Consider the following 16,216-nt stretch of genomic DNA (forward strand, 5'->3'; position numbering starts at 1 on the left):
ACCCCTCTTAAGGTTCAATTACCTAAGGGGGGTCACGTTAACTCTATTCCGTTTTCTCAATCACCGTTCGCCCTCCAGAATACAATCCACTTGCAGATAAACCCATCATCAAACCGACAAGTATTCCTGCTTTTATATCTTCAGGATAAATGTATATTATACCCCCTACAACACCGAAGATGAGAGCCATGACAGGCAATAACCGCCTTGGCATTCCATACATCTTCAACAAAGATACAATCCCGATGATAAGTGGAATTAAGACGACATCATAGATTTCCAACCTTTCTCCTCCTCGAATAATTAGTTTGCAAACGGATACCTGCTCAGTAAAGTAATTGAATATGCTAATTTCCTGGAGAAAACCAGTGGAGGTTCAACAGATTGAATATGAATGTACATGATTGTTGGTTGCATATATAGCCAATAGTTATGTAATACACTGATAATCTTCCCTTGTTGGGTAATGGAGTGCATGAATACTGTCAGTTCGCTTGCCAAAATAGTGATTTCAGCCAAATTTAATGCGACACCCTTTTCATCTAAAGATTCAAACAAGACACCCACTGGAAAGACTGATACACTTGGCCCCCCTTCCCTTTCTCCACTTTACTGTTCCCGCGAATTGATGACAAAGTGCAGCTAGATCATCCGCCTATTTTCAGACGTCCCTTCGGATTTAGTTTCTCACATTCCTTCACTCTATGAAAAATGACATGGATACATGTATATTACATTACACAACTTTTACTATATAACTAATTTATTATAATAAAATATTTAATATCTTCATTTCGAAAATTAACATTATACAGAAACGTTGTAATATAAATGTTATTGGAAATAATAGCGTTTGCAAAAATTATTTTTGACAATTGAAAACGATTAATTGTATTATAGTAAAATATGAAGGAGGCATCATCATGACACAGCTAACTAAGAAAGAGATCGTGGAGAGCGTCCCGCAAAAAGGATTCTTCGGACACCCGAAAGGTTTGTTCACATTATTCTTCACGGAATTCTGGGAGCGTTTTTCATATTACGGTATGAGAGCAATCCTCGTGTACTATATGTACTACGAAGTATCAAGTGGCGGACTTGGATTAGATAAAACAGTTGCCTTGTCCATCGTGTCTATCTACGGTTCTCTGGTTTATATGTCAGGTATTATAGGCGGATGGCTGGCGGATAGGATATTCGGTACATCAAAAGCAATTTTTTATGGTGGAATATTCATTATGCTTGGTCATATTGCACTTGCAATTCCCGGTAACATTTCAATGTTCTTCGTTTCAATGATCCTCATCGTAATTGGGACAGGATTACTAAAACCAAACGTCTCCAGTGTTGTTGGCGACATTTATCCTGAAAACGACAACCGTCGCGATGCAGGATTCAGTATTTTCTACATGGGTATTAACTTGGGTGCATTCATCTCACCACTTATCGTCGGAAGTTTAATGGAAACAAGTTTCCATTTAGGATTCGGTGTTGCAGCAATTGGTATGTTTTTCGGATTATTAGTTTTCATCTTGACGAAAAAGAAAAGTCTTGGCTTGGCAGGTATGCAAGTGGCAAATCCACTGCTACCGTCTGAGAAAAGAAAAGTATTCTCAATTTTCGCAATTGCGGCTATAGTTATTGGAATTCTAGTTGCAATAGCCATCCCTCAAGGCTGGTTGACTTTCGAATCATTCATTGTAATTGTCGGTATCCTCGGCTTCCTTATACCAACGGTTTATTTCGTTGTTATGTATAGGAGTCCGAAAACGAATGATGTGGAAAGGTCAAGAATAATTGCGTTCATTCCACTTTTCTTGGCGTCCGTCATGTTTTGGGCAATCCAAGAGCAAGGGTCAACAATTCTTGCGGTCTATGCAGATACACGAACGAACCTTAATATCTTTGGCTATCAAATTTCACCAGCCTTTTTCCAATCATTCAACCCATTGTTCATCATTACATTGGCCCCTGTCTTTGCATGGCTATGGATGAAACTTGGTGATCGACAACCAAATATTCCACAGAAGTTCTCACTAGGTCTTCTGTTTGCAGGATTGTCGTTTATCGTTATTTTGCTGCCAAGCTATTTCGGCGGCTCAGACTCACTTGTGAACCCACTCTGGCTCATCCTAAGCATCTTCGTCGTAGTGTTAGGAGAACTTTGCTTATCACCAGTAGGACTCTCGGCAACGACGAAACTGGCGCCTGCAGCGTTCTCTGCACAGACAATGAGTCTGTGGTTCCTATCGAACGCAGCTGCACAAGCGCTTAACGCACAACTCGTTAAATTATATACACCTGAAACTGAAATGATGTATTTCGGAATCATCGGCGGAACAGCGATTCTATTAAGTATCCTCTTATTCGCAGTGTCGCCGATTATCCAGCGGTTTATGAAAGGTGTTCGTTAATACAATTGAAAAAACAAGCAGTCCCTCAAGTTTACGGGGCTGCTTGTTTTTTTGTAGTAACTTCAGCGGAATTCTTTATTTCGATATTTATAGAAGATAATAATATACTTATAATTGGAACAATCCAGTAATCAAAGGGTGTGACTACTCTTTTTACATTACTCGCTTGTAAAGATAGATACTAAGCAACAAGGTCCCTAACCAATTTTATAAACATATAGTATCTAATAAGATGAATGTGTCATTAGTTAATAGGGTCGAGGGGTGATGGTCTTGAAGAAAAACTATTCAGTACCCAATAATGGATTACAAAGTAATGATAGTTCATTGAATACTGGCGCTAAAATCGCATTATGGGGTTCAGCAATTTCTACATTCGGGGATGCCCTACAAACCATCGGAAGTGCCATTTCAATCGAAGAAAGTCGACTTTCTGATATCCAACAGCAACAAGCACTCGATAAACTACAGAGCCAAATTGATGACTTAAAAAAAGAACAAGGACAGAATACCGATGCAGAGACACTTAATAAGTTATTAGAAAGAATTGTTAAACGGTTAGAAAAGGAAGACGATGCAAAAGAAAAATAATGCACAACTTAAGAACTGATTGCATGATGAGTTTATTACAGATAAATTTTAGATACCCCCTTTCCGAACGGCTTATCTAATCAGACCAACTAAACTCTCAATTCTTCTGGGAACTTCCTTAGTTTTATGAGTGTAAGAAAAGCGTGGTCCATAGCGGATCATGCTTTTTTCTGATTTGAAGGAGTAGATTCTTCCGAAGAAGCAAATCGTATTTTTTTCTAGAAACTGTTTTTTTATTTCCTTCTTAATCATAAGATAAGTTTACTCATAATTTTCACATCGGACAGAAAAGGGGAATAATTATTTATGATACTTGGCTTGTCTATTATTTTAATACTAGTATTATTGTTGCCACTCACAATCAAAGTAGTTGAACGAAACTTGGAAGTGTTTTTATTCATCATGGGGATTTCTGCAGCACTTGTCAGTCAAGTACTAGACTCGACTTTGATAGCTAAGGCGTTGGAGAATCCGATACATATTACATTAGCCGTACTTATTGCTGGATTATTATTCCGATGGCTTCAAAAACCTTTCGAAAAAAGTATACGAGGTATGAGCAAAGCAATTCCATTTCGCATATTCCTAGCACTTATCGTTATCGTTTTAGGGATCCTCTCGAGCGTCATAACAGCAATTATTGCTGCGATTGTATTGGTCGCAATTGTAGGCGTTTTAAGGCTTGATCGTAAATCTGAAATCCGACTTGTCATCATCGCTTGTTATTCAATTGGACTGGGTGCTGTTCTGACACCGATCGGCGAACCTCTGTCGACAGTTGCAACAAGCAAATTAGATGCTGAATTTTTCTATTTACTTCGGTTAATTGGTCCCGATATTATTCCGGGTGTCATTGCTTTTGGGATACTAGCCGCAATCATGATTAAGCCTTCAAACAAGTTGAACGGATTAAAAGCTAATCTAGGAACTGAATCGTATGTTGATATCATTATTCGTGGGATTAAAGTATATCTGTTCGTAATGGCTCTGACGCTGCTCGGTGCAGGTTTCGAACCATTTATAGAAAGATACCTCTTGGATTTAAACCCACTCGTATTATATTGGATTAACATGATTTCAGCTGTACTCGATAATGCTACATTAGCTGCTGCAGAAATCAGCCCCGTTATGAATGATTCGACAATTAAGGCCCTTTTACTTGGGCTACTAATTAGCGGCGGCATGTTAATACCTGGAAACATTCCAAATATTATCGCTGCCGGAAAGCTAAATATTAAAAGTATTGAATGGGCCCGTTTTGGTGTTCCACTTGGCTTGATTGCAATGGTTATTTACTTCGTAGTAATTGTGACTATCGGTTAGATTCAAAAAAGGATGTAAAATGAGTGATTTCTCATTTTACATCCTTTTTAGTTTACGCTTATTTTTTCTTGGTAATTCTTCCAAGAGCGAATGCTCCGACAGCTAAGCCAAGAACTGTATTTGTTTTCTTATTGAATACTTGCTTAACAACAAGATTTAAGTTTTGTGGTCTTTCAGCAAGGCGACGCATGAAGTAACCGTACCAGTCATTTCCGAAAGGAACGTATGTACAGAAATTATACCCTTCGCTAGCCAATTGCAATTGCATATCTTTTCTGAAACCGTATAGCATTTGGAACTCAAATTTATCATTCGCAATGTCATTGTCTTTAACAAATTGTTTTACATGGTTAATGACATGATGATCATGTGTTGCGATTGATGTGAATTTACCATTTAATAAATGCCATTCAATCAATTGAATATAGTTTTCATCGATTTCTTTTTTATCTTGATAAGCATATGTTTCAGTCTCTTTATAAGCACCTTTTACAATACGCAAACGGAAATTTTTGTATTTTTGAATATCTTCTACTGCACGGAAGAAATAAGCTTGAATAACCGTTCCGATGTTGTCATAGTCCTTAGATAACTCATCGAGGAGATCAAACGATGGTTGCAAACGAGCATGGTCTTCCATATCGAAATTGATGAAAATTTCGTAACTTTTCGCTTTAGCAGCTATTTCTTTTAAGTTTTCTAAACAAAAATCAATATCTATATCTAAACCAAGTTGTGACGGTTTTAGTGAAATGTGAGCATCGACACCATGTTCATGTATAGCTTCGATTACTTCAAGAATTTGTTTTTTTGCTGCTAATGCTTCCTCTTTTTCAAAAACAAATTCTCCAAGATTATCTACCGTACAAGAAATTCCGTGGGCATTAAGCTCTTTAATGCTTTGAATCGTTTCTGCTACATTCGTACCTGCTACAACGTTTTGTGCGCCCATTTTCAAGCCGTACTTTTTAGCCGCACTATTCAAAAGCTGGTTTTGGGATAACCCGATAAAGAAATCTTTTAACATGATACATGCTCCTCAATATTGATTATATTTACACTTTAATTATATCACATGACCGTACTTTTAACGAAATGAAAGTTTGATAAAAAAAATTAATTGTAAGTAGAGCGTTTCTCCAGATAGTTTTGCCACACTTCGACCAGCAGACAAATCCCCCAATAGATAAGTCCCACCAAAATATAGACCGTCATATAGTCAAATTCCCTGCCTCCAACGATTTTTGCGCGTTGAAACAAATCGGGTACAGTAATCATCGCAGCCAATGAGGAGGCTTTGATCAGATCCAGCAAAACGTTCGATAACGGAGGAATTGAAATCCTTGTTGTTTGCGGTAAAATCACAAAAAGTAGTGACTGCCAATAGGACATCCCTAAAGCGGTAGCAGCTTCCCATTGGCCCTTATCGACCGCATTTAGCGACGATCGGATAATCTCGGCCATATAAGCCGAAGAATGGAGGCTGAAGCCTATTAAAGCGGCTGTGACGGCTGAAAACTGAATACCGATGTTTGGTAATCCGAAATACAGCAAAAAAAGGAATACAAGCATCGGTGTACCCCGCATATAGGATATGAAAATACGTGCTGGCCATCTAAATAGGCTTAATTTTGACGTTCTACCAAGTGCCAGGAAGAAGCCGAGTATCAGCCCGAACGCCATACCTCCAAAAGAAATGAGTATGGTATAACCAATCCCTTGCAAAATATACGGGAATGACTCGATGGCAAGCTGTAAATCGAAAATATGTTGCCATTCAATTTCGCTCACATTACAAGCCGCCTTTTCGTTTTATTCAAAATCATAGTCTTGTTCAACTGAGACATCTTCCCCACCAAAGAACTTCTTCGATAATTCCGAAATTGTTCCATCCGCGTGCATGTCAGCAAGTACAGTGTTCACTTGCTTGAGCAGTTCGTCATTGTCTTTTTTCATGATGATTGCTTGGACATTTGGATGATACTTGATATCCGGATGAATCATGATTTCAAACTCTGGAAATGCTTCCAGCGCAAGCTTTTGTAAATAGTAATCATTTAATATTACATCGGTACGCCCGATTGCCACATCACGTAAATATACATCGTTTGTAACATTATCATAAATTACCTCTTCAACCCCGTGGTCACGCCCAACTTGCATATAAACCGAAGTTGCGGCCCCGGCAGCTTTTTTCCCTTTCAAATCTTCAAGTGATTCAATACCTGAATGATCCGATTTACGGACAATTGCTGTTCCGAATGAATATTTATAAGGATCAGAAAAAGTGAACTTCTCTTCCCGCTCTGGCGTGATTTCAATATCATTCACTGCTAGATCAACTTGCCCACTGTTCAACGAAGTAAGCATTCCGTCTAGGCCAATTTCAACGTATCTGATGTCCAGTTTCAGACGCTTTCCTAGCTCGTTCATAATTTCAACTTCATAACCCGTCAGTTCTTCGCTTTCGCTGTCATGGAAAGATGCCGGATAAAGCGTTCCTGACGTTGCAACAACGATTTCACCTTTTTTCTGAATGCCCTCCCAACTAGAAATTTTAGCATCGCTATCTTTTTTTGTATCACTACTAGTGCCACAAGCAGCTAGAACGAATATCACCGAGAATAGCAATAGAGACTGGATGATTTTACCGAGATGAAATTCTTTTACCATTGAGATTCTCCTTTTGAAGTTAGTATTTTACAAATAATTGTTCACTGAAAATTATAATGTATCCCGAGAGAAGATGTAACCCTTTTACCGACAAATAAGAAACACGTATAATTCAGAATATACCTGCTAATAAAAACCGAAATTTATGCAACTGTTGTATAGTTACTATAATTTATTTTATATTTCCCTAGAAAATAGGGATATTGAGAGCACTCAAATTAAAGAGCATTAAAAAACTGATTCGTATTTCATTCAATGGATTTTCATAAGAAACGGTAGGTGAAAACGCGACTTCAAGAGTACAAATACTTTCAGGTATTCACTCCTGCTTTAACATCCCCTTTTTTATTTGCAAATATGTGTCTATCGTCGAGGAGATCGATACCCATAAGTCACTAGAAAATAGCACTATTACCTATGTTTACAATATGAAAAACCCGCAAAAAGCAAGTAGCTTTTGCGGGTTTTCGTTATTCGTTACTCCAATTTGAACTGCCCGACAAGTTTTTCGAGATTTCTTGCCATATCACTCATTTCAGTGGAACGTGTTGCAACTTCTTCTATCGAGGCTGATGTTTGCTCTGTTGCTGCTGAAATGTTGTTAGACATATCTTCAATTGAATGAATTGATTGCGTGAGGTGATCGATAAGCTCAACTACGCGATTGGAACTTTCTGCTTCAGCTGTTGTTAACTCTGAAATCAAATCGATTTCCTTAACCGTTTCTGAGACAGCACTTGAAATATTGCTTAAGGAAGTTGCAGTCAAACGAACAGTTTCCGTCCCTGATTCGATAAGTTTTGTGCTTTCCGATGTTGAAGAAACCACTCGGCCGATACTTTCTGTAATATCTTGCACAAGCTTTTCTACTTCGAGAACTTCTTTATTCGATTGTTCCGCAAGTTTCCGTACTTCTTCCGCAACGACCGCAAATCCTTTTCCATGCTCACCTGCACGCGCAGCTTCAATCGATGCATTCAGCGCAAGTAAATTCGTTTGGGCAGCAATCCCTGCAATTGAACTAGTTATGTTTTGAATTTTCGTAGTCGATTCAATCAGATTTTTTATTGTACCTCCTGCTTCACTTGAGGATAATCTGATTTTCTCCATATCATTACTGATGTCATTTACGCTTTGCTGACCTTCTTCTGCGATTTTCATTGTTCGTTTAGAGTTCCCTACGCTTAGTTCAGCTTTCTCTTTTGAATGCTGAAGATCATTCGCAAGAGAAGACAAGATTGTTGATGCATGCTCCGCATTGATTGTCCCATCTGAGATAGAGGCGACCGTTTCGCTCATATTGTGCGCTACTTGATGAATGGCCATCTGCATTTCATTCAATGAAGCAGTTGTATCAAGCGAGTTTTTTGTCAATTGAACAGATGTTGTTTTCACTGTGCCAATCATATTGCGCAAATTTGCAGTCATCAAGTTCAATGTGCGTCCGAGATCTCCAACCTCATCTTTACTCGTTACAACTGTATCTTTGATGCCAAGATTTCCATCTGCAATTTCCTTCGCGTGTGCGATTAAAACAGAAATCGACTTTGTTTTACGTCTGATAAGCACGATTGTAATGATCGAAGCAATGATCATCGGAATCAGGCTGATTAAAATTCCTTTCCGAACAACATCCCATGTTCTTTCGGCTACAATTGAACCATCAAAATCGATAACGCTGATTGCGATGATTTCTCCATTTGGGTCATGATTTTCAAATATGGGAGCATAGCCAGATAGGCGATTCACGTCTGCAAATTCATAGAGTTCCGTGTAAGTCGAATGCTTCATTTCCAAAAGCATTGCAAGCGCTTGTTTATCGACCGGAACAGAATCTCCTGGCTCAAGCCCTTTATTACTTAAATGGTCATCAAGTGCTAGAATTTTACCATCTAAATCAATGATGTATTGTGTCTCAAAAATAGCTTTGTGATCAAGTGTCCAGTTCAGCTGTTGACCGACCTTATCCATTGTTTTACGATCGCCTTCAAGCATTTTCTCCACATCTTCCGGCCGTATCAAACCTGTTGTAATACTCGCACAACCATACGCTTCAACACCCGCGGCATCATATAATTTTTCATAAGCTGTTTTATATGTCGCGATGGACGTAATCGCTAACATTGCAACCATGATGCCAACAATAATTGTTCCCAATTGTACTGTAAGTGTATTTCTCAATGTTTTTCCCCCTACCATTCTACTAGTCTATAATACTCTATAATTGAACAAAAAAAAAGCCCGTTAGGCATAGGCCATTTCTCATATTCGCATCTAATTAGACAACTTTCTACTTTTATAGCTATATTAGTAGAGTATTTTTATAAATCCTTCAACTTTGACAACTAAAAAAATAATACGACCCACTATTTCTAGCATCGTATTATTCTTTTTCGATTTGTCGTTTCAGGTTTTATTAGTTCTGCCTAGTTTCTATTCTTTTTATAATAATCCTGGCCTTGCACCTTTACAAAACCGACTGATTCATAAAGAATGAGTGCGCGAGCATTTTTAGCTTCCACCTCAAGACAAATTTGATTGCCGGCTTCATGCTCACTTTTCACAATATTACGGAGTACTTTCCTACCGTATCCTCTCCCTTGAAATTCGGGTAAGATGGCGAATCCGTAAATCCATGCTTCACCGTCAATCCGATTGACACGAAGTTTACCAACAGTTCGGTTGTCTGCTTCAATCATTAGGAATTGTTCATCATGTCTTTCTTTTATACGTTCCAAATGAGTACGAGCGTCGTCTTCATCCATTCCAAAAGCAAGAACATCAAGTTTCACTTCGAGATTTGCATCACTTGGTTTTGTTTTACGTATAAGAACGTCATCACTCGCTTCTATCGGTTGTTCTAACCAACGCATCTGATATTCTGAAAACGCATACGAATATGAGCGGGAGGATAACCATTCCTTAGCTGAGGTGGATGAAGATGGTGTATTCAATAATTGTGTACTAAAGTCATATTGCTCGATTGATACCAACGCTTCTTGCCAAAGCTTGGTAAAATAGCCCTTTCTTCTTTCTTTCGGTTTTACCATTCCACATACTTCAACAGTAGTTCCAAAACCAAATAAAGCTAAATAAGCGACAAGTTCTCCATTCACTTCATGAAAGAAATCCATTTTTCTTCCTTCTCTCTCACGAAGCATCTCCCAATTTAGTTTCAATTGAATATTGTCCGCTTTTTCACATTCTTTTTGAAGCTGTTTAATAGCAATTAATTGACTTTCTTTTAACATAAAAATCCCCCAATTCAAAGGCTTTTCGCGTTTGATCTCTAAATGCCTAGTTCAATAATAACACGTAGTGCAGGTTCACTCCTTTACATATTATCCTCAGCGTCATGTATGTCAAAGTGTGCACCCGACGTTTCTCTTACTACCTCACGATAATGGTTAAAGAGATCCGGAAATGAGTGCAACTCACTTTTCCCACTGTCACTAATCATATATATTCCTTTTTGAATTCTATCAAACCATCCATAATAGTTTTTATTTAAAATCGTCAAGGTTTTTTCTCCTGTCCCCAACTCACGCAAGGATTTTGGCGATAATGGCCCCGATTGCAGAAGGCAGCAAGCTATATGAATACAGTTTTCTTTATAGGTTGTCATTATTTTGGTCTGTCTGCTTCCGCCGACATTATAGTCTCCAAGTCTACCTACCATTTCAGTCAACATAGCATTCTTTTTTTTCTTACTGCGCTGCATGCTTTTCTTCCGATCAAAGGACGAAGGATGAAATACTATTTCTGCCCGCGCGTCGTCTTCTAAGAATGAAACGAGGATGAGTCCTAATTCCAGTCTTCTCAACAAATGACAACTATCTTTCCACTTTTTTGAACGAAAGTTGAGTTTGGGTTTAGGAATCGCGACAAATACCTGATTTGTCAATCTCTGTCTTTTTGTAGCTTGGATTAAAAGATCAATAGAAAGTGACAATTTCAATTCAATGAGGACCAGTTCTTGCTCTTTTAAAGCTGCAACGTCGCACTCATTTACTTCACCATGGACATCATACCCTTGTTGAGTAAATAAGTCTTTTACCGGTTTATATAAATCGACTTCATATCGCTTGGTTTCTTTGTCTTGCATGTCAATCTTCACCTCATTATGATGATATACATAATTGATTGAAACTACCACTCCAAAATTCGTCATAATGGTGGTACACTAGTCATGAGAGAAAAGATAGAAAATTTTTTGGGTGCATTATGGGAAAAGGATGGGGATTATCATGTCTACTCAAACGATTTTCGAACTATTACATACGATGGAACAAGTGACACATAAAATGCAGTTAAAGTGGCGGCAGCAAACGAGTTATGATTTGGGTGTGTCACATATTCTTGCCTTGCATGAATTACGGATAAACGGGGAAAGTCGGCCTTCCGATCTTGCCCGTATTCTAAATTTCACCCCTGCATCCCTAACGCATCTTTCAACAAAACTTTCAAACAGGGAGTTGATTACACGTCGGAAGGACGATACTGACCGGCGAATCACCTATTGGGCGATCACGAAAAAAGGGGAAGACTTACTCGATAAAGCACAAAGAGACGGTCGAAATCACCATCAGGAAGTTTTTTCACACTTAACAGAAACGGAACAGAAATCGTTACTCTCCATTTATGAAAAGTTGAATCATTCATTAAAATGAAAAAAGAGCATCTTCTCTATGAGATGCTCTTTTTTGCGTTCAATTAGTTGATTTACCTAAGTTTAGTAATTCCGCCATCCACCATTATTGTTTGCCCAGTAATGTAGTCAGAATCGGCACTTGCCAAGAATACAGCAGCTCGTCCAATATCATTTTCCAGTTCACCAAGTCGGCGTAACGGAATCTTAGATATCATTGTTTCAAAAGCTTCAGGCTGTTCTTTCGCCCATTGCTGAATCCCAGGTGAATTTGCAAGTGGTGCAATCAAGTTGACATTAATGCCGAATTGACCAAATTCATTCGCGGTAACACGTGTGATCGCTCGGATTGCTTCTTTTGCCGCAGCGTAGGAAGCCTGGTTAGCGTCTCCGTTTATGCCTGCTCCTGAAGCGAAGTTAATAATTTTCCCTTTAGTTTCTTTTAAATAAGGTAGTGCAGCCTGCATGAGATAGAATGTCGGATAGAATCCTGTATTGAACGATAAGTCAAGATCCGCTTGCGTCGTCTCTTCAAATGGCTTATTTGTCGACGCGTGTGCATTGTTCACTAAAATATCCAACTTACCAAATCTCTCGACGGTTTGTTTCACAATATCCGACAGTTTATCATGCTCAGCTAAATTCGCTTGGATGAAAAACGCTTCTGGTTGATAGACTTGCAATTCCTTTATTGCCTGTTCCCCTAATTCCCCATTCAAATCGACGATTACAACTTTAGCACCCTCTTTTACGAATGCAGTCGCCATTCCTTTGCCGATACCTCCGGCTCCGCCAGTAATAATTGCAACTTTGTCTTGAAGTTTCATAATTGATCATTTCCTCTCTTATGATGTCTATTGTTACCTATTTTTTAATGTATCGCTTACCATACAAGCTGATGTAAAGAATTCAATTGAATTCCCTCAGGCACAAAGAGAAGGCTACCTCTTGTAATTCGCCTTCACTTAGTTTCTATAGGTATTCATTGGTTCGAAATATAGATTCTTACGATTTCACTTGTGTCATCAACTGCTGAAAGTCAGAAATAGTCGGGTTACTTAAGTAGTGATCACCCTCAACTAGAATCGTTTGACCAGTGATAAACTTGGATTCAACAGAAGCTAAAAACAAAACGGTATTTCCGATATCGTCCGCTTCACCTTGGTATGGCAATGCGTTGTATTTTCCGAAAAAAATCAAGTAGTTCTGGAGACATTTTTTTGGGCAGCTGGTGTTAAAATTAACCCCGGATCGACTCCATTGCAACGAATATTGTCTTTTCAGTATTGCGTTGCGATGTATTTTGTCAAATTAACGACAGCAGCCTTCGATGCGCCATAAGCTGAACGGATTTTATCACCCGCAAAAGCAGACTTTGATGCAGTATTAATAATTGAGCCACCGCCCGCTTTTTGCATATGTGGAATTGCATAGCGGCTCCAAGAAAATACTTTTCGCATTCACGTTCATTAAACGGTCCCACTCATCTAAATCGATATTCACGACATCTAAATCTTTTTGTAAATTTGTCGATCCAACATTGTTATAGAGGATTGTAATTGTACCAAACTGTTCAACAGTGAAAATCAATCGCACCTTTAATCGATTGTTCATTCCCAGCATCCAAAAATACAGCTAACGCTTCGCCGCCTTCGTTTTGAATACTTTGTGCAACCTGTTTTGCGCCTACTTTTGCAAGAAGTGTAGCGGCAGACAATTCGATACCTGATGCCCCGCCAGATACTAACGCCACTTTATTTTGTACTCTTCCCACGATATTATCCCAATCAATTCCTAATTTATATTTACTACCAAATATACTTTAACATTAAAATATATGAAGTGGAAGTTTTTGATCTCGAAAACTATAGTTACAAATATGCACCTATGGGAGTAGTATAAAAAGGAGTGTGTTATTTATCTTTTTATCGTGAATCCGTTACATGGTAATGGGTAAGCATGCTTATTTCGGGGTGGAATAGAGCTTATATTGTCACTATGGCTATTGATTTATTGAACAACAATGGGCATTTTGGTATTACTGTCTTCAACAAATTCTCAGGCAAGACGTTAAGTACAGTATGGGAAAAAAATCACAATATAAACAGACAGGCCTATTCCAATACTTGGTGACTGGGAAATGATAATGTCCACCCTACTCCATTAATCTTATTTAAACTTCACAAGACAGTCCGTTCTCATTTTCTTCACAATTAACTCATAATTACAAACATTCATGTATTTATTCTCCCACTATCATGTTAGTATAGAAAAATAATCAACATAATATGGGGGTGCTAAGATTACTATGAATCTAACAACGACGGAACCAACTAGAATTCAAGTTGAGGATATACTGATTGCCAATCAATTACTAAAAGATGTAGTCGCACATACTCCTTTGCAAAAGAATGAACGACTGTCAGAAAAATATGATTGTCGAGTCTATGTTAAAAGGGAAGATTTACAACATGTCCGTTCCTTTAAATTACGGGGTGCCTATTATAAAATCAAAACAATAGAAGCAGCTGCACTTGAAAAGGGTGTCGTCTGTGCCAGTGCGGGTAATCATGCACAAGGAGTCGCTTTTGCATGTGCACATCTAGGAATTGACGCAAAAATATTCATGCCGCAGACGACTCCGAAACAAAAAATTAATCAAGTAAAAATGTTTGGACGGAACTTTGTAGAAGTTATCTTAGTAGGCGATACATTTGACGATTCATCCGCTTCAGCAGTCGAATGTGCGAATGCTGAAGACCGAATTTTCATTCACCCTTTTGACGATTACGATGTCATTGCTGGACAAGGAACAGTCGCGGTTGAAATCATGAATGACATTGAGGAACCTGTTGATTATGTCTTTGCCAGTATTGGCGGTGGCGGTCTTATATCTGGTTTAAGTACGTACATCAAAAATGTGTCACCGCATACTCGTATGATTGGTGTAGAGCCTGAAGGTGCGGCTAGTATGAAAGCAGCATTAGATAATAATGAAGTAACCACATTAGATACCATCGATAAGTTTGTTGATGGTGCAGCTGTACAAAGTGCCGGTCAATATACCTTTGAAATTTGCCGCAAATACCTTGAAGATATCGTTCTTGTTCCAGAAGGTAAAGTGTGTACGTCCATCTTGGAATTATATAACCAACATGCAATTATCGTTGAACCAGCAGGGGCATTATCTATCGCTGCCTTGGATTTTTATAAAGATGAAATCAAAGGTAAATCCGTCGTTTGTGTCATTAGTGGCGGGAATAATGATATTGGTCGAATGCAGGAAATCAAAGAAAAATCATTGATTTATGAAGGTCTTCTCTATTATTTCATAGTCAACTTCCCACAGCGCTCGGGTGCGTTACGCCAATTTTTGGATGAAGTACTGGGACCTGACGACGATATTACTACATTTGAATATACGAAGAAAAACAACAAGGAAAGTGGTCCTGGACTTGTTGGTATTGAAATGAAGAAAAAATCAGATTACGAAGGACTTATTCAACGCATGCATCAATGCGGCTTCTCCTTTAAAGAAGTTAACAATGATAGTACGTTATTTGATTTACTTATCTAATCTCTTTCAAAAAGTCATGCTTATGGCGTTTAAGCCCTAAGCATGACTTTTTGACTGTAAATAAGAGGAGGTTCTTCTTTTTTTACAGTCCGCTTGCTGTAAATGTATCCCCACCCTCAATGGTTCCGTTTTCGAACCCTTTTATGAACCACCGTTTCCTTTGCTCAGAAGTCCCGTGTGTAAAGCTATCGGGGACGATATATCCTTGGGTTTGTTCCTGAATGCGGTCATCACCAACAGCGCTCGCTGCGGTAATCGCTTCCTCCAGATCACCTTCTTCAAGAAAATCCAAATCTTTCTGCTTTTTTGCCCATACGCCGGCAAAATAATCTGCCTGTAATTCGAGCCGTACTGAATATTTATTGAACTCTTCTTCACTCAGTTTTGGACGGAGGGAATTCACTTGCTCATTGATCCCTAAAAGGGTTTGTACATGGTGCCCCACCTCATGCGCAACTACATAGGCCATTGCAAAATCACCGGGAGCTTGAAACTTGTCTTGAAGTTCCTTATAAAAACTTAAGTCAATGTATAATTTGTGATCGCCGGGACAATAAAACGGTCCGACGGATGACCCAGCTGTCCCACATGCAGATTGAACGCTATTTGTATATAACACAAGGATGGGTTCCTCGTACTCCAAACCTTGTTCACGGAACAATTTTGTCCAAACAACTTCGGTATCTGCAAGCACTACTGACACAAATTCCGCAAGTTCCTTTTCTTCAGCCGTTTCTTCAAAAGGAACCGAGATACCCAAATCTGTTTCTTGTGAGCCATTCAAAACTTCGCCTAGATCCCCTCCAAGAAAGGTGACAATAAGAATAAGAAGTAAACCGCCGATTCCACCGCCAGCTAATCTACCCCTCCCTTTCCTTTACCCCTTCGATCTTCAACGTTCGTACTTTTCTTTCTACCTTTAAACTCCATTCAATTTCCTCCTGACTTCTGAATTTTGCATGGAATACACAGATTGTACCTATCTGTTTC

At 38.7% G+C, this 16,216-nt stretch carries 13 protein-coding genes and 3 pseudogenes; 5 read left to right on the forward strand and 11 right to left on the reverse strand.

Features of this window, described 5'->3' with window-relative positions; all coding sequences use genetic code 11:
• Positions 1–43: 43 nt before the first annotated feature.
• Positions 44–283: a hypothetical protein gene (locus FQ087_RS06490; RefSeq protein ID WP_149579679.1), complete on the reverse strand. Its 240-nt coding sequence runs from the start codon at positions 281–283 to the stop codon at positions 44–46.
• A 20-nt stretch (positions 284–303) separates the two neighbouring features.
• Positions 304–597 (reverse strand): annotated as a pseudogene (locus FQ087_RS06495) (DUF1259 domain-containing protein); the annotation flags it as partial.
• Between the two features lie 326 nt (positions 598–923).
• Here FQ087_RS06495 and FQ087_RS06500 point away from each other — a divergent pair.
• From FQ087_RS06500 to FQ087_RS06510, 3 genes are all read left to right on the forward strand, one after another.
• On the forward strand, positions 924–2,414 hold the full coding sequence (locus tag FQ087_RS06500) for a peptide MFS transporter (RefSeq protein ID WP_149579680.1): 1,491 nt from the start codon (positions 924–926) through the stop codon (positions 2,412–2,414).
• A 273-nt stretch (positions 2,415–2,687) separates the two neighbouring features.
• Positions 2,688–3,005 carry a hypothetical protein gene (locus FQ087_RS06505; RefSeq protein WP_149579681.1) on the forward strand — a complete coding sequence of 106 codons (318 nt, stop codon included), beginning with the start codon at positions 2,688–2,690 and terminating at the stop codon, positions 3,003–3,005.
• A 306-nt stretch (positions 3,006–3,311) separates the two neighbouring features.
• Positions 3,312–4,328, forward strand: coding sequence for a DUF1646 family protein (locus FQ087_RS06510; RefSeq protein WP_149579682.1), 1,017 nt, complete (start codon positions 3,312–3,314; stop codon positions 4,326–4,328).
• A gap of 58 nt (positions 4,329–4,386) precedes the next feature.
• Here the strand turns inward: FQ087_RS06510 and FQ087_RS06515 are convergent, their stop codons facing one another.
• The 6 genes from FQ087_RS06515 to FQ087_RS06540 all read right to left on the reverse strand — a co-directional run bounded on the left by FQ087_RS06515 (position 4,387) and on the right by FQ087_RS06540 (position 11,106).
• Positions 4,387–5,358 (reverse strand): proline dehydrogenase family protein, encoded by a 972-nt coding sequence (locus FQ087_RS06515; protein ID WP_188006723.1) that lies wholly within the window; start codon positions 5,356–5,358, stop codon positions 4,387–4,389.
• A gap of 86 nt (positions 5,359–5,444) precedes the next feature.
• Positions 5,445–6,119: an amino acid ABC transporter permease gene (locus FQ087_RS06520; protein ID WP_149579684.1), complete on the reverse strand. Its 675-nt coding sequence runs from the start codon at positions 6,117–6,119 to the stop codon at positions 5,445–5,447.
• A gap of 21 nt (positions 6,120–6,140) precedes the next feature.
• Positions 6,141–7,001 carry a transporter substrate-binding domain-containing protein gene (locus FQ087_RS06525; protein WP_149579685.1) on the reverse strand — a complete coding sequence of 287 codons (861 nt, stop codon included), beginning with the start codon at positions 6,999–7,001 and terminating at the stop codon, positions 6,141–6,143.
• Positions 7,002–7,478: 477 nt separating this feature from the next.
• Entirely contained in the window at positions 7,479–9,182 is a 1,704-nt protein-coding gene (locus FQ087_RS06530; protein ID WP_255452168.1) for a methyl-accepting chemotaxis protein, read from the reverse strand.
• A gap of 245 nt (positions 9,183–9,427) precedes the next feature.
• A complete protein-coding gene (locus FQ087_RS06535) occupies positions 9,428–10,252 on the reverse strand; it encodes a GNAT family N-acetyltransferase (protein WP_149579686.1) in 825 nt (274 codons plus the stop codon).
• An 83-nt stretch (positions 10,253–10,335) separates the two neighbouring features.
• On the reverse strand, positions 10,336–11,106 hold the full coding sequence (locus FQ087_RS06540) for a DUF2161 domain-containing phosphodiesterase (RefSeq protein ID WP_149579687.1): 771 nt from the start codon (positions 11,104–11,106) through the stop codon (positions 10,336–10,338).
• Positions 11,107–11,248: 142 nt separating this feature from the next.
• On the opposite strand from FQ087_RS06540, the gene FQ087_RS06545 reads away from it, so the two are divergent.
• Complete coding sequence (locus FQ087_RS06545; protein WP_149579688.1) at positions 11,249–11,671, forward strand: MarR family winged helix-turn-helix transcriptional regulator; 423 nt, start codon at positions 11,249–11,251, stop codon at positions 11,669–11,671.
• Between the two features lie 52 nt (positions 11,672–11,723).
• Here the strand turns inward: FQ087_RS06545 and FQ087_RS06550 are convergent, their stop codons facing one another.
• A complete protein-coding gene (locus tag FQ087_RS06550) occupies positions 11,724–12,479 on the reverse strand; it encodes an SDR family NAD(P)-dependent oxidoreductase (protein WP_149579689.1) in 756 nt (251 codons plus the stop codon).
• 175 nt (positions 12,480–12,654) lie between these two features.
• Positions 12,655–13,423 (reverse strand): annotated as a pseudogene (locus FQ087_RS06555) (SDR family NAD(P)-dependent oxidoreductase).
• Between the two features lie 534 nt (positions 13,424–13,957).
• On the opposite strand from FQ087_RS06555, the gene ilvA reads away from it, so the two are divergent.
• Complete coding sequence (gene ilvA / locus FQ087_RS06560) at positions 13,958–15,226, forward strand: threonine ammonia-lyase IlvA (protein WP_149579690.1); 1,269 nt, start codon at positions 13,958–13,960, stop codon at positions 15,224–15,226.
• An 82-nt stretch (positions 15,227–15,308) separates the two neighbouring features.
• On the opposite strand, the pseudogene ypfJ reads toward ilvA, so the two are convergent.
• Positions 15,309–16,156: pseudogene (gene ypfJ, locus FQ087_RS06565) on the reverse strand (KPN_02809 family neutral zinc metallopeptidase).
• Between the last annotated feature and the right edge of the window lie 60 nt (positions 16,157–16,216).

This window comes from Sporosarcina sp. ANT_H38 (genome assembly GCF_008369195.1).
Taxonomy (GTDB): domain Bacteria; phylum Bacillota; class Bacilli; order Bacillales_A; family Planococcaceae; genus Sporosarcina.